Raw genomic sequence first — 12,982 nt, forward strand, 5'->3', positions numbered from 1 at the left:
GAGCGGATCGCCGCCGGGTCGGCATCCTTCGACGGATGCTGAACGACCACGGCCCGCGCCGACGCGGCGCCGCCGTCGCCCTGATCGAGATCGCCCGACCTGGCCGCCGCCCTCAACCGGGTCGGCGTGCGAGAGGCCACGGCCCGACGTCCCTGCTCTGTCGGCGGGGAGGAGGTCAACACCGGCTCCTCGTAAGGGAGTCGGGCTCGCGTCAGCGGCTCTCGTGGTGCCGGGCCAGCAGTTCGCCCGCGTGCCGGACGTGGTCGGCCATCGCCGTACGGGCCGCGTCCGGATCGTGGTCCGCCAGTGCGGTCAGGATCGCCTCGTGGTCGTGCGCGGACGCCTCCGCCCAGCCGTCGACGCCGGAGAAGAACATCCGGGGCGCGTAACGCGACGCGGTCCGCAGGAACCACAGCAGGCGCGGGGAGCCCGCGGCCCGGTTGATCTCGCGGTGGAAGAAGTGGTTGAGCTGTTCCACCCGCGCGGCGTCACCTGCCCGGTGTGCCGCGACGAGCTCTTCCTGGAGCGCCACGAGCCCGTCCAGCGCCTCCGCGGTGAGGCGACGGCTGGCGAGCGCGGCCAGTTCACCCGAGACGAACGCGTGCACCCGGTAGATGTCCTCGATGTCCGAGCGGGACAGCGGCAGCACGACGAAGCCGCGGTTCGGCTCCAGTTCCACGAATCCCTCGCCGCGCAGCAGACCCATCGCCTCGCGTACCGGCGTGACGCTCAGCCCCAGCCGCTGGGCGAGCGGTTCGAGCCGCAGGAACTCACCCGGCGCGACCCCGCCCGAGACGATCAGATCGCGTACGTACGAGGCGACGTCGTCGGACCTCCGGCGCCCGTCCGTCACCGGCCGCACCCACTCTCTCCGCTGATCCTCTGCCGGGTTCTCCGACGGTTTCCCCTGCTGGGACGGCGTTCACCCTACATCATGTACGATCTTGAGAAATCGTATATGAAAGGTCGGTGGCCATGGCGTCGAGCGTGCGGGTACGCGGGCCGGTCGTGGGCAGGAGAGGCCGTTGACCGCCCCCGAATTCGAGAAGATCGCCGCCACCTGGCGACCCGAGCCCGCGCAGGTCAGCGGCGCGGTGGAACGGGGGACCACCGACAAGCTCGCCGCGCTGTTGGACGTACCCGCCCCCGAGGACGGCGCCGAACTGCCGCCGCTCTGGCACGAGGTGCTGCTGCGCGACGCCGTCGGGATCGAGCGGATCGGCGCCGACGGACACCCCGAGGGCGGGGCGCTGCTGCCGCCGCTGGCCGACCGGCGGCGGATGTTCGGCGGCGGCACGGTGGAGGTCGTCGCGCCGCTGCGGGTCGGCGACCGCGTCGACCGCATGAGCCGCGTCGCCGACGTCCGGGTGCGCGAGGGCCGCTCCGGCGTGCTGCTGCTGGTCACCGAGGACCACGTGTGGTCGGTCGCGGGCGAGGACCGGATCAGGGAGCGGCGCGACATCGTCTACCGCCGCGCGGCCGACATCGGACCGCCCACCGCCACCACCGGAGGCGCGGTGTCCCCGGTCACCCCGTCGGCCACCCATGTCCCCGACGAGCGCTACCTGTTCGCGTACAGCGCGCTCACCTACAACCTGCACCGCATCCACTACGACGCCCCGTACGTCCGCGAGGTCGAGCACCACCCCGGCCTCGTCGTCCACGGCCCGCTGCTCGCCCTCTGGTGCGCCGAACACGCCCGGTACCGCCTCGGCGCCGCGCCGACGCACCTCACCTACCGGCTGACCTCGACCGCCTACGTCGGCCAGGAGGTCACCGTCGGCTCGGCCGGGCGGGAGGACGGCGCCCTGTCCATCGAGGCATGGTCACAAGGGCGTTGCTGCGTACGGATGACCGCGCGGGACGCCGCACCCGCCGCCGACTGAACCGGCCGCGCCGTCGCCGCCGGGCACCATCGAAGGAGAGCGGATCAGCCATGGCACCTTCCGAGGACAACGAGAGGGCGGGCCCGTACGGCGGAGGCGACCGTACGGGTGTCGCGGACGCGCTGGGCCGCGCCCGGTCCTTCCTGTTCGTGCCGGGCGACCGGCCCGAACGGTTCGACCGGGCGCTCGCCAGCGGTGCGGACGCGGTCGTGGTCGACCTGGAGGACGCGGTGCCGCCCGACGCGAAGGAGGCCGCGCTGGCCAACGCGACGGCGCTGCTGGGCCGCGCGCCCGGCGTGGTGATCCGCGTCAACGACCCCCGTACGCACCGTGGTTCGGCGGATCTGGCGGCGTTCGGCGCGGCGGGCGCGCCCGTCGCGGTCGTCGTCCCCAAAGCCGAGGACGCGGCCACGGTCGCGGCGGTCCTGGCTGCCCTGCCGCCCGGCTCCGCCGTGCTCCCGCTGATCGAGACGGCGGTCGGCGTCCTCGACGCCCGGCTGATCGCGGGAGCGCCCGGCGTCGTCCGGCTGGTCTTCGGACACCTGGACCTCTGCGCCCAGTTGGGGCTGCGGCCCGACGACACCGCGCGGCTCGTCCCCGCCAGATTCGCCCTGGTCGCCGCCTCGGCCGCCGCGGGACTGCCCGCTCCCGTGGACGGCGTCTGCACCGAAGTCCGCGACCGGGAAACGGTGTTGGCCCAGGCCCGTGCGTCCCTCGACAGCGGCTTCACCGGCAAGTTGTGCATTCACCCCGCCCAAGTGCCCGCCGTCCACGAGGCCCTCGCCCCCGACCCGGACGAACTGGCCTGGGCCCTGCGGGTCCTCGAACTCACCACGGAGGACGAGGTGAAGCTCGTGGACGGCCACATGGTCGACCGCCCCGTCCACCTGCGCGCCCGCTCGATCGCCGCCCGCGCCGATCGGTGACGTGTCGGCGTAGCGGTGTCCGGCGGTGGCCACCGGCCACGCCCAGGCGGTCCGTGGCCGTACCGCGTGGAGTCACCCGGCGGCGCGCCACCGGGGCGGGCGGCGCTCCATGAACGCGCGGATGCCCTCCTGCGCCTCCTCGCTGGCGAACAGCCGCGCCGACAGCGCGGTGAGGTCGCTCGCGTCCGCGGCGATCCGCCGCCGCCGGTCCGCCGTCAGCAGCTTCTTCGTCTCGGCGGAACCCTGCGGTGAGGTTTCGCGGACGGCGGCGGTGAAGCGGGCGACGACGGCGTCGATCCCGTCGGCCGGGGCCGCCGACGTGATCAGGCCGATCTGCGCGGCGCGCGCCGCGTCGAAGGTCTCGCCGGTCAGGTAGTAGTGCGCGCCCGCGCGCGGTTCCATGACGTCCAGCGTGCACAGCGAGATGATCGCGGGCGTGACGCCGATCCGCGCCTCGGTGAAGGCGAAGGACGCGCTCTCGTCGGCCACCGCGATGTCGCACGCGCCGACGATGCCCATCCCACCGGCCCGTACATGCCCGGTGACCCGCGCGATCACCGGCTTGGGCAGCTCCACGATCAGGCCGAGCAGCGAGACGATCGCCTGCGTCGCCGCCGTCATCGAGCCGCCGCCCGCCTCCGACAGGTCGGCGCCTGCGCAGAACGTACGCCCGGTGTGGGTGAGGACGACCGCGCGCACATCGGCGTCGGCGCCCGAGGACTCCAGGGCCTCGGTCAGCTCCGCGACCAGTCGGGAGGAGAGCGCGTTGCGGTTGTGCGGCGAGTCGAGAGTGATCGTCGCGACCTGGTCGCGTACGACGTGACGGACGAGCTGCGTCATGGAGGACACCTCGGGTTGGCGGCGGTCGACGGTCCCTGCGGTCGGGACGATGCTAGGGCCCGCCCGGTGGCCCGGCCACGGAGCCGGGGAGGGGCAGGGGGAGGTCCGTGATCTGGCGCAGGGCGTCGAGGACGACGTGGACGGCCGCGCGGGGCGGGGAGCCGCGGCGGATCGCGGCGGTGATGGTACGGGATACGGGGGTCGCGAGCTCGCGGGTGGCGACGCGGTAGCGGCTGTGGGCCACGGTCAGGCCGGGGAGGAGGGTGATGGAGAGCCCGGCCTCGACGTGCTGGAGGGTCATCATGTAATTGCTGAAGCGGCAGACCACGCGCGGTTCGAACTGGGCCTGGCGGCACAGCCGCAGGGCCAGCCCGGCCATGTACGACTGCGGCATGTCCAAGGACCACGGCTCGTCCGCGTACGCCGCGAGGTCCGCGGCGCCGCGTCCCGCCGCGGGGTGCTCCGGCGGTACGACCAGCAGGATCGGGTCCCTGGCCAGCGGGACGAGGTCGAGGTCGGGGCCCAGGGGCAGCTCGTCGAAGTCGGTGGTGGTGATGATGACGTCCGCGTCGCCGCCGCGCAGCGCGGGCATGCTCTCGTGCGGCTCCAGTTGCAGCAACTCGATGTCGAGGCGCGGGTGTTCACGGGCCAGTCGGGTCACGACCGGCACGGCCATGGTGTGGATCGCGCTCTGGAACGCGCCCAGGCGTACGAGTCCGGCGGGCTCCTCGCCGAAGCCGTGCAGCTCCGCCTCGACGCTGTCCATGTGGTCGAGGACGGCGCGCGCCCGCCGGGCGAGGATCAGCCCGGCCGAGGTCAGCCGCACCCGGCGTCCAGTGCGTTCCAGAAGCTGCGTACGGGTCTCGGTCTCCAGCACGGCGAGCTGCTGCGACACGCTCGACGGGCTCAGGCTGGCGGCCTGGGCCACGGCCCGGATGGTGCCGAGCGTGTCGAGCTGGGTGAGCAGCCGCAGCCGCCAGGGATTCATCACGGGGCCATTCTTGTGCGGATCTACCGAACAGGACAGCCGGAAATGTGCGATGGACGTGTCGCTCGCGGGCCGCCTACCGTCGAGGACATGGCTGCTTCCCGCACTGGCACCCCCACGTCCACTACCGGCACCTCAACCGGCACCTCCACGGGCGCTTCCACCGGTACGACCGCGGGCACGACCCCCGGCGTGATCACCGGCCCCGCGGCCGTCCCGTCCGCCCCGCCGTCCGCCGAGAGCTTCTGGGCCGACGCCGAACGGCATCTCGTGCGCTACGGACCCGAGTTCACCCCCGAGATCATCGAACGCGCCGCCGGAAGCTTCGTGTACACCGCCGACGGCCGGAAGATCCTGGACTTCACCTCCGGCCAGATGAGCGCGATCCTCGGGCACTCGCACCCGGCGATCGTCGCCACCGTCCGGCGGCAGATCGCGGACCTCGACCACCTCTACAGCGGCATGCTCAGCCGACCGGTCGTCGACCTCGCCCGGCGGCTGTCCGACACCCTGCCCGCGCCCCTGGACAAGGTGCTGCTGCTGACGACCGGCGCCGAGTCCAACGAGGCCGCGATCCGGATGGCGAAACTCGTCACCGGCAAGCACGAGATCGTCTCCTTCGCCCGCTCCTGGCACGGCATGACGCAGGCGGCGGCGTCCGCCACGTACAGCGCGGGCCGCAAGGGGTACGGGCCGGCCGCGCCCGGCAACTTCGCCATCCCCGTACCGAACGCGTACCGGCCCGACTTCACCACGCCCGACGGCGCGCTCGACTGGCGCCGCCAACTCGACTTCGCCTTCGACCTGATCGACGCGCAGTCCACCGGCAGCCTGGCCGCGTGCCTGGTCGAGCCGATCCTCAGCTCGGGCGGTGTCATCGAGCCGCCGCCCGGCTACTTCGCGGCCCTGCGCGACAAGTGCCGTGAGCGCGGGATGCTGTTGATCCTGGACGAGGCCCAGACCGGTCTGTGCCGCACCGGGACCTGGTACGCGTTCGAGCGCGACGGCATCGTCCCCGACATCCTCACCCTGTCCAAGACGCTCGGCGCGGGACTGCCGTTGGCGGCCGTCGTGACCAGCGCCGCGATCGAACAGGAGGCGTACGACCGCGGGTTCCTGTTCTTCACCACGCACGCCGCCGACCCGCTCGTGGCGGCCGTCGGCAACACCGTCCTCGACGTCCTGATCGCCGACAGGCTCGACGAACGCGCCCGCGCGCTCGGCGCGTTCCTCCGCGAGGGCCTGGCGGAGATCGCCGAACACCACGCTGTGGTCGGCGACATCAGGGGCCGCGGCCTGCTGACCGGACTCGAACTCGTCGTCGACCGCGACACGAAGCAGAGCTCCGACGAGCTGGGCGCACGCGTCACCCGCCGCTGCCTCGAACTCGGCCTGCACATGAACATCGTCCAACTCCCCGGCATGGGCGGGGTCTTCCGCATCGCCCCGCCCCTGACCGCCACCGAGGACGAACTCTCCCTGGGCCTGGCCGTCCTCGACCAGGCGATCGGCGACGCGTCCGCCACGCTCTGAGCCGCCCTCACGGCCTGAGCCGCCCTCACGCTCTGGACCAGCGCCATGCTCTGGACCACGCCCCCGCTCCGAACGACCGCCGCGCGAGCGGCTCGTGTGGCGGCCTAGCGCGGGGAAGCGCTCCCCTTCGGCGGAGTCGAGGCGTAGGGGAGCAGCGCCATCTCGCGGGCGTTCTTGACGGCCTTGGTGATCTGGCGCTGCTGCCGCGCGCTGATCCGGGTGACGCGGCGGCTGCGGATCTTGCCCCGGTCGGAGATGAACCTGCGCAGCAGATCGGTGTCCTTGTAGTCGATGTACTCGATCTTCGCCGCGTCCAGCGGGTTGGGCTGGGATGCGGGGGCCTTGCGGGGATCGGGTCGGCGGGGCATGGGCGGCACTTCCTCGGTCGGTTCGGGTCCCGGCCGCTCCGGCCGGGGGAAAGAGCGGATCAGGACAGCGGGGAGAGCAGTTCGTCGAAGGCGGCCGGGAGGGTCCGCCATCCGGCGCGGCCCGCCGCGTACTCGGCGTCCGTCAACAGGCAGGAGTCCAGGAGGTCTTCGAGTCCCGACCGGTCGAGGCCGGGGGAGGTGAAGACCAGATGCTGGCAGCGGTCGCCGTGCTCCGGGTCCCAGTCGAGGGACGCGGCGGCCGTACGGACCGGGGACTCCAGCTCCCAGGCCGCGTCCGGCAGCGACGCCAGCCACGGGCCGACGCTCTCCACGCACAGGGCGCCACCGGCCGCGTCCCACGCCAGGAGCGTGTCGGGCCGGTCCGCGAGCCAGAAGCGGCCACGGCTGCGGGCGGCGGCGCAGGCCAGATCCTCCAGTGCCGCGTACAACCGGCCGGGGTGGAAAGGGCGGCGCCTGCGCCAGACCAGGGTGCCTACCCCGGCCTCCTCCGCGTCCTGCGGCAGCCGTGAGCAGGCGGGGTGCTGCGCGGCGGCGGCGCCTGCGACGTCGAAACCGGCGAAGGCCATCCTGGCCAGCTCGGTGGTGCCCGCCGCCACCTGCCGCGCTGTCGGGTGGAGTTGACGCAGCAGGGCGCGCTCCTCGTCGGTCGGCTCCTCGTCCTGCACGACGACCAGCACCGGCGGGTACTCCAACTGGCGGGCCCAGGTGTCGCCGACGGTGCGCCGGTCCTGCGGCGCCACCGCGAGGCCCGCGTCGCCGAGGTCGTCGCCGTTGGCCAGGCAGGGCAGGACGAGAGCGGGGTCGACCGCCGTCATGACACCGGCCAACTCCAGGAAGCCGGAGCCCGGTTCGGCGATGATCTCGGCCATCCCCTGCGGCTCGACGGAGTCCCACAGCTCCACCACCGCGAGCCGCGTCAGACCGCTCGCGGCCAGCCGCTCCAGCTCCGGCACCAGGTCCTCGCGCAGAGCGCAGCACGCGCAGTCGTTGACCAGCGGTGTCTCGCCCTCGGACACGAGGCCGTCCGCGTCGCGCACCGTACGGCGCACGACACCGCGTTCCGCGGCCCGCGACAGGTCGTGGTGCAGGGCGACGCTGTCGGGGACCATCGACAGCAACTGCCCGACGACCGTGCGGCGCGCGTCGCCGTGCATACCGGCCACCACGACGACCGGCAGCCGGTCGTACCCCCGCGTCATCGCGGACCCCGCCGCGCGTACCGGCGCTCGAAGCGCTCGACGCGGCCCGCGGTGTCCAGGACGCGGGCGGTGCCGGTGTAGAAGGGGTGGCTCCGCGAGGAGATCTCTACGTCGATGACGGGGTAGGTCCTGCCGTCCTCCCACACCACCGTCGTGTCGCTGGTGGCGGTGGAGCGGGTGAGGAAGGCGAAGTCGGCGGCCTTGTCGCGGAAGACGACCGGGCCGTACGGGGGATGGATGTCGGGCTTCATGGAGGTGTCCTCGTCGTGAGTCGTCGGCTGCGGGGTCCGGTTTCTCCGGCCGCGGTGTCGGGTCAGCGCGCGGGGTCGAGCAGGCCGCGCTCGTAGGCCCTGGCGAGCCGCCGGGGGACCGCGTACGCGACGCCGTCGATGGTGACGGTGACCAACCGCGGTGCGGCGGCCTTCCATTGGGCGCGGCGGTGCCGGGTGTTGCCGCGAGACATCTTGCGTTTGGGAACGGCCATGACGGTCCTTCGTGAGGTGGGCGGACGGGCGAGCCACCACACTATATGGAGATGGATATCGTTTTCAATTAGAGTTGCGTGGACGGGCGCGATCCCGGACACGCCGGTGCGCCGGGACCCTGTGAGCGGGTCCCGGCGCACCGGTCGAGCGGGTCGGACGTGGTCAGGCGCGGTCAGGCCGGTTCGGCGTAGCGGCGGCAGGCGAAGTGCCTGACGACCGGCTCGACCTCGCCGGGCTCGCGCAGGCGACGCACCGCCACCAGGGCGTACGTCTCATGGCCGTCGACCACGTGGGTGCGCGGCAGGGCGAACCTCTCCCCGGGAACCGGCCAGACCAGCAGCCACAGGTGCCTTTCCGAGGTGTACGGCCGCGGGTCGACGGTGACCGCGGCGATCTGGTCCCAGCGAAAGACGAGGTCGGTGGCGCCGAAGTCCCGCATCGCGATGCCCTCGGGGCCGATCCGCAGGCGCAACGGCCGCAGCCACCGCAAGAAGAGCCAACCGCTGCCGTACAGACCGCTGAGCCCGACCAACGGCCCGAGGGCGACGGCCTGTTGGGCGCCCCCGACGGGTCCGCCGGTCCGTAGCGCAGCCCGACCCCTTCGATCTCACCCCAGCCCAGCCGGTGCTCATCGAGGGTGATCCCGTACTCGTCCACCCGCAGCCGGAACGGCAGGCTCGCCCTCCGCAGCGACCGCGCACCCGCGAGGACGGACAACACGGCCAGGAGCAGGGCGATATAAGCCGTCTGCCGGGAATCGCCGCGCGCGAGCGCCGCCCATACGACGGCGCCGACCGCCACTAGCGCCCCCCACCCCACCCAGCGTCTGCCGCTCCGGCGAAGCCGCCCGCTCCTGGTGAACTCCACCGTGCTGCCCCCCTGTTGCCGTCCCTCGGCCGCGTCCGTCGCTACGCGTCAGGGGAGACGACGGGGCCGCGCGCGGCAGTTCCTGTCCGCGCGGGAACGGTGGGGGAGTGACAGGGAAGCGGCCGGGGGCACCGCCGTGGTCGGCGGTGCCCCTGCGGCGTACGGCGTCCGGTGTGCGGCGTGCTACGAGGGTCAGGCGCCGGTGGCCTTGGCGTAACGGGCGCTGACGTCGGTCCAGTTGACGAGGTCCCAGAGCTTGGTGACGTAGTCGGGGCGGACGTTCTTGTACTGGAGGTAGTAGGCGTGCTCCCAGGCGTCGAAGACCAGCAGCGGGGTGGCGCCGTGGCCGACGTTGCCGTGGTGGTCGTAGACCTGTTCCACGATCAGCCGCTTGCCGAGCGGCTCCCAGGCCAGGACGCCCCAGCCGGAGCCCTGGACGGACGCGGTGGCGGCGGTGAGGTGCTTCTTGAACGCCTCGAATCCGCCGAGGTGCTCCTCGATGGCGGTGGCCAGCGCGCCGTCGGGGCGGTCGCCGCCGTCGGGGGACAGATTCTCCCAGAAGATCGAGTGCAGGACGTGGCCGGAGAGGTTGAAGGCGAATGTCTTCTCCAGGCCCACGAGCCGGGCCGGGGCGAGCTGTTCCTTCTCGCGGGCCTCGGCGATCTGCTCCAGCGTGTCGTTGGCGCCCTTGACGTAGGCGGCGTGGTGCTTGGCGTGGTGCAGCTCCAGGATTTCGCCGGTGATGGCCGGTTCCAGAGCGGAGTAGTCGTACGGCATGTCAGGAAGCGCGTAGGTGCCCATCAGGCACGGCCCCTTTCGACAGAGTGAGAATACGTGCCGCGACCCACCCTATGACCTTATTGCGATAGAGTTGCAATAGCGGCACAGGTGCAGCAGCATGGTGTCGGGCGGGGTCGGCCCGACAGCATCCCGGGAGAGTCGCTTCCTCGACGCTGATCGTCTTTCCAACCGGCAACCCGCCGGCCCGCCGGTCCCGCCCGCCGACGTACTGCTGTGCCCGCCGCCCGCGCTCCGATGCCGCCGACCTGGGCGGGCGGGGGGGCCGGGAACGCCGGAGCCCCCTTCGGCGCGGATCTCCGCGTCGAAGGGGGCTCGGCCACGCGTGCCGGAAGTCGGCCGCCTACTGCTTCTTGCGCCGCCCCGCCGCCTTGGGTTCGTCCAGGCAGAGCCGCTCCGCGGTCCTGCTCAGGTGCTCGCGCATGATCCGCTGCCCGGTCTCCACGTCGTCCGCCCGGATGGCCGCGATGATCGCCCGGTGCTCCTCCATGCCGCGCTTGCCCCTCTCGGGCGCCGTCCGCTGCGCGGTCGCGGGTGATATCAACTGCGGCCCGTGGAAGGAGTGGATCAGCATCTCGAACGCGGTGTTGTGCGTGCTCGCCGCCAGCCGCGTATGGAATTCGGCGGACAGCGACACGTCGTAGTCGCCGCCCGCGACCGCCTCCTCCTGCCGGTCGCAGATCGCCTGGAGCGCGGCGATGTCCTCGTCGTCCGCGGTCGCGCACAGCAGCGGCATGATGCCGACCTCCAGGACCAGCCGGACCTGGGTCACATCGGCCGCCGACACCGAGGAGAGCGTGAGCAGATCGGTGATGCTCGCCCCGATCCGGTCGCTGGTCGGCGTGGTGACGAACGCCCCGCCGTGCGCGCCCACCCGGATCTCGACCAGTCCGCCCGCCTCGAGCACCCGCAGCGCCTCGCGCACGGTCACCCGGCTGACCCCGAACCGCTCGCACATCTCGCGTTCCGGAGGGAGCCGGTCGCCCGGCGTCAACTTGCCCTCATGGATGAGCGAGCGCACCTGGTCGACGATCAGCGCGGAGATCCGGCGGTCGTTCACGGGGCTGAGGAGCCGGCCGGACTGACCGTCCTCGGTCCTCGCTGTCGGACGGCGAGCGGCCATAAGGGTTCCTTCCCTAGACGCGGACGACCCCATAGTAGCTGATTAAGGTATGACCAATAGGCCCTGGTTGGGGCCCGGCTCGTGCTCCCCCGTGAGGTCGGCCTCCGGGCCCTACCGACTCCGTGTGCCCCGGTATTGAGCCTTTCCCGCCTCCCGGCGCGCGGATGTTCTCCCGGTGTGTTCGACCGCGCCGCCCGACCCCCTCCCCGGTCTCCTGGCGATAGCGGGCGCCCTGCCGCCGGCCTGGGCGCTGACGGCCTGCGCGGGCGAGCGGCCCGGTCACAGCCCGAGATGGACCCGCCGCACCCGGCGGGTCAGCGCGGGGGAGGGAAGGACTGGGTGGCGCCCGGTCGCGCGGGCATGGGCTGGGTGGAGGCCGCGGTCTGGGCGGCGAGGTGGGCGGCCGTCGTGGCGGGGGCGAATTCCGGGCTGGTCGGGGCGGGTTTGCGGTCCTGGAGGCGGAGGGCGCCGGTGAGGTCGCCGAAGGTGCGGCGGCGCCACTTGCTGATCGGGGTGAAGGTCACCGGACCGTGGCCGGACAGGCCGCCCGCCGCGGTGATGGTCTCGATGAACCGGAGCGCCGAGGTGTGGTCGGAGACCTCGGAGAAGATCCGGCCGCCCACGGTCCAGGGGGAGACGATGACGCACGGCACGCGGAAGCCCGCGCCGACCGGCAGCCCCCCGCCCGGAGTGCCCTTCGGCGACGTCAGGTGGACGAACTCCTCCGGGTACGTACGGGGGTTGGGGACGGGCGGCGGGACGTGGTCGAAGAAGCCGTCGTTCTCGTCGTAGTTCAGGACGAAGACGGTCGAGTTCCACAGCTCCTCGTTGGAGGCCAGCGCCTCCAGCTTGGACGCCAGGTACTGCGCGCCGGCCGCCGGGAGATTCGGCGGGTGCTCGTCGGCCTCGCTCGGCATGTAGAGCCAGGACACGTCCGCGAGGACGCCGTTGGCGCAGTCCTCCTCGAAACCGAGCGCCGGGTCGGACGCCGGGGACGGGTGGGTGGGATCGCCGACCCGTCCCGGTGTGCCGTCGCCGTAGAGCGTGCCGCCGGTCATGACGGCGGTGTGGAGGGCGACGGGCAGGGTCGCCTTGTTCTTGAAGCTGGCGAACCAGGCGAAGACGTTGAACCCGCTGGTCGCGCCGGAGAAGTACGTCTTGACGCTGTACCCCGCGTCGTAGAGGATCTCCGCCGCCGACGGGTGGGTCATCGGGTTCGGCGTGACCGTCTCCAGCACGGGGCCGCCGAATTTGCCCTCCGGGTCGTTGGTGCCGGACATCCACACCAGCCGGTTCGGGTCGGTCGGGCCCAGGACGGAGCAGTGGTAGTTGTCCAGCAGCGTGAAGGACTCGGCGAGCGCCCAGTGGAACGGGATGTCCTCGCGGGTGAAGTAGCCCATCGTGTACGCGCCGTTGACCTCGCCGTCCGAGGCGATGTGCGCGGACAGCCAGCCGTCCATCGCGCCCTGGTTCCACGAGGCGTGCTGGTCGCGCCAGTCGTGGGAGAGCGACGGGATCGCGGCGGCGCCGGTGCTGAGCGTGGACATGTGGAACGGTTCGAGGTACCCGTCGGGGTTGGCCGGATCGGGCTGCCGGAAGACCGAGTCGCCGTTGGGCAGCTTGATCGCCGTCTTGTCGTTGAAGCCGCGGGCACCGGGAAAGGCGCCGAAGTAGTGGTCGAACGACCGGTTCTCCATCATCACGTACACGACGTGCTTGATCTGGGACAGGTCCCCCTCGGCCGGCCCCGCGGTCGCGGCCCGCGCGAGGTTCTCGGGCAGCACGCCCGCCACCCCGGCGGCACCCGCCAGCGCGGCGGCGCTGGCGACGAAGCGGCGCCGGGAGATTCCCGAGCGGCCTGAAGCGGTGTTGCTCATCGTCTGTCTTCTCTCCGTCTCGTGGGACCCGGTCAGGACTTCTGCGGGGCGGGACCGCGCGGGGCGGAGCC

At 72.4% G+C, this 12,982-nt stretch carries 14 protein-coding genes; 3 read left to right on the forward strand and 11 right to left on the reverse strand.

The features are described from left to right. Window positions 1-211: 211 nt before the first annotated feature. On the reverse strand, window positions 212-853 hold the full coding sequence (locus ACIQCJ_RS24975; protein ID WP_355335028.1) for a GntR family transcriptional regulator: 642 nt from the start codon (window positions 851-853) through the stop codon (window positions 212-214). 172 nt (window positions 854-1,025) lie between these two features. On the opposite strand from ACIQCJ_RS24975, the gene ACIQCJ_RS24980 reads away from it, so the two are divergent. Both ACIQCJ_RS24980 and ACIQCJ_RS24985 read left to right on the forward strand, forming a co-directional pair. Next, window positions 1,026-1,886, forward strand: a complete 861-nt coding sequence (locus tag ACIQCJ_RS24980; protein WP_402712579.1) for a MaoC family dehydratase N-terminal domain-containing protein — start codon at window positions 1,026-1,028, stop codon at window positions 1,884-1,886. A gap of 50 nt (window positions 1,887-1,936) precedes the next feature. After that, the gene (locus ACIQCJ_RS24985; protein ID WP_402712580.1) at window positions 1,937-2,812 is read left to right on the forward strand and encodes an HpcH/HpaI aldolase/citrate lyase family protein; all 876 of its coding nucleotides are present in this window, start codon (window positions 1,937-1,939) and stop codon (window positions 2,810-2,812) included. Window positions 2,813-2,884: 72 nt separating this feature from the next. On the opposite strand, the gene ACIQCJ_RS24990 is transcribed toward ACIQCJ_RS24985, so the two are convergent. Next, window positions 2,885-3,652: an enoyl-CoA hydratase family protein gene (locus ACIQCJ_RS24990; RefSeq protein WP_355335020.1), complete on the reverse strand. Its 768-nt coding sequence runs from the start codon at window positions 3,650-3,652 to the stop codon at window positions 2,885-2,887. Between the two features lie 52 nt (window positions 3,653-3,704). Then, a complete protein-coding gene (locus ACIQCJ_RS24995) occupies window positions 3,705-4,640 on the reverse strand; it encodes a LysR substrate-binding domain-containing protein (protein ID WP_355335767.1) in 936 nt (311 codons plus the stop codon). Window positions 4,641-4,730: 90 nt separating this feature from the next. Here ACIQCJ_RS24995 and ACIQCJ_RS25000 point away from each other — a divergent pair, with 90 nt between their 5' ends. Beyond that, window positions 4,731-6,173, forward strand: coding sequence for an aspartate aminotransferase family protein (locus tag ACIQCJ_RS25000; RefSeq protein ID WP_402712581.1), 1,443 nt, complete (start codon window positions 4,731-4,733; stop codon window positions 6,171-6,173). Between the two features lie 104 nt (window positions 6,174-6,277). On the opposite strand, the gene rpsR is transcribed toward ACIQCJ_RS25000, so the two are convergent. From rpsR to ACIQCJ_RS25040, 8 genes are all read right to left on the reverse strand, one after another. Beyond that, a complete protein-coding gene (gene rpsR / locus ACIQCJ_RS25005) occupies window positions 6,278-6,541 on the reverse strand; it encodes a 30S ribosomal protein S18 (RefSeq protein ID WP_402712582.1) in 264 nt (87 codons plus the stop codon). A 59-nt stretch (window positions 6,542-6,600) separates the two neighbouring features. Then, window positions 6,601-7,761 carry a CobW family GTP-binding protein gene (locus ACIQCJ_RS25010; RefSeq protein WP_402712583.1) on the reverse strand — a complete coding sequence of 387 codons (1,161 nt, stop codon included), beginning with the start codon at window positions 7,759-7,761 and terminating at the stop codon, window positions 6,601-6,603. After that, window positions 7,758-8,012: a type B 50S ribosomal protein L31 gene (locus ACIQCJ_RS25015; protein WP_355335009.1), complete on the reverse strand. Its 255-nt coding sequence runs from the start codon at window positions 8,010-8,012 to the stop codon at window positions 7,758-7,760. Before ACIQCJ_RS25015 ends, ACIQCJ_RS25010 begins: the two co-directional genes overlap by 4 nt. 62 nt (window positions 8,013-8,074) lie before the next feature. Further along, window positions 8,075-8,245: a 50S ribosomal protein L32 gene (rpmF, locus tag ACIQCJ_RS25020; RefSeq protein WP_402712584.1), complete on the reverse strand. Its 171-nt coding sequence runs from the start codon at window positions 8,243-8,245 to the stop codon at window positions 8,075-8,077. Between the two features lie 173 nt (window positions 8,246-8,418). Beyond that, complete coding sequence (locus ACIQCJ_RS25025; protein ID WP_402712585.1) at window positions 8,419-8,778, reverse strand: hypothetical protein; 360 nt, start codon at window positions 8,776-8,778, stop codon at window positions 8,419-8,421. Between the two features lie 527 nt (window positions 8,779-9,305). Further along, window positions 9,306-9,914, reverse strand: a complete 609-nt coding sequence (locus ACIQCJ_RS25030) for a Fe-Mn family superoxide dismutase (protein ID WP_391047834.1) — start codon at window positions 9,912-9,914, stop codon at window positions 9,306-9,308. 340 nt (window positions 9,915-10,254) lie between these two features. Continuing rightward, window positions 10,255-11,034 (reverse strand): FCD domain-containing protein, encoded by a 780-nt coding sequence (locus tag ACIQCJ_RS25035; protein WP_391162669.1) that lies wholly within the window; start codon window positions 11,032-11,034, stop codon window positions 10,255-10,257. 314 nt (window positions 11,035-11,348) lie between these two features. After that, on the reverse strand, window positions 11,349-12,911 hold the full coding sequence (locus ACIQCJ_RS25040; RefSeq protein WP_402712586.1) for a phospholipase C: 1,563 nt from the start codon (window positions 12,909-12,911) through the stop codon (window positions 11,349-11,351). Between the last annotated feature and the right edge of the window lie 71 nt (window positions 12,912-12,982).

The sequence above is a fragment of the Streptomyces sp. NPDC093221 genome, from assembly GCF_044753885.1.
Taxonomy (GTDB): Bacteria; Actinomycetota; Actinomycetes; order Streptomycetales; family Streptomycetaceae; genus Actinacidiphila.

Coding starts and splice junctions, on each gene's coding strand:
- ACIQCJ_RS25040 (WP_402712586.1), bottom strand. CDS start 12,911: ATGAGCAACACCGCTTCAGGCCGCTCGGGAATCTCCCGGCGCCGCTTC.
- rpmF (WP_402712584.1), bottom strand. CDS start 8,245: ATGGCCGTTCCCAAACGCAAGATGTCTCGCGGCAACACCCGGCACCGC.
- ACIQCJ_RS25015 (WP_355335009.1), bottom strand. CDS start 8,012: ATGAAGCCCGACATCCATCCCCCGTACGGCCCGGTCGTCTTCCGCGAC.
- ACIQCJ_RS24990 (WP_355335020.1), bottom strand. CDS start 3,652: ATGACGCAGCTCGTCCGTCACGTCGTACGCGACCAGGTCGCGACGATC.
- ACIQCJ_RS24995 (WP_355335767.1), bottom strand. CDS start 4,640: ATGAATCCCTGGCGGCTGCGGCTGCTCACCCAGCTCGACACGCTCGGC.
- ACIQCJ_RS24985 (WP_402712580.1), top strand. CDS start 1,937: ATGGCACCTTCCGAGGACAACGAGAGGGCGGGCCCGTACGGCGGAGGC.
- ACIQCJ_RS25010 (WP_402712583.1), bottom strand. CDS start 7,761: ATGACGCGGGGGTACGACCGGCTGCCGGTCGTCGTGGTGGCCGGTATG.
- ACIQCJ_RS25035 (WP_391162669.1), bottom strand. CDS start 11,034: ATGGCCGCTCGCCGTCCGACAGCGAGGACCGAGGACGGTCAGTCCGGC.
- rpsR (WP_402712582.1), bottom strand. CDS start 6,541: ATGCCCCGCCGACCCGATCCCCGCAAGGCCCCCGCATCCCAGCCCAAC.
- ACIQCJ_RS25000 (WP_402712581.1), top strand. CDS start 4,731: ATGGCTGCTTCCCGCACTGGCACCCCCACGTCCACTACCGGCACCTCA.
- ACIQCJ_RS25030 (WP_391047834.1), bottom strand. CDS start 9,914: ATGGGCACCTACGCGCTTCCTGACATGCCGTACGACTACTCCGCTCTG.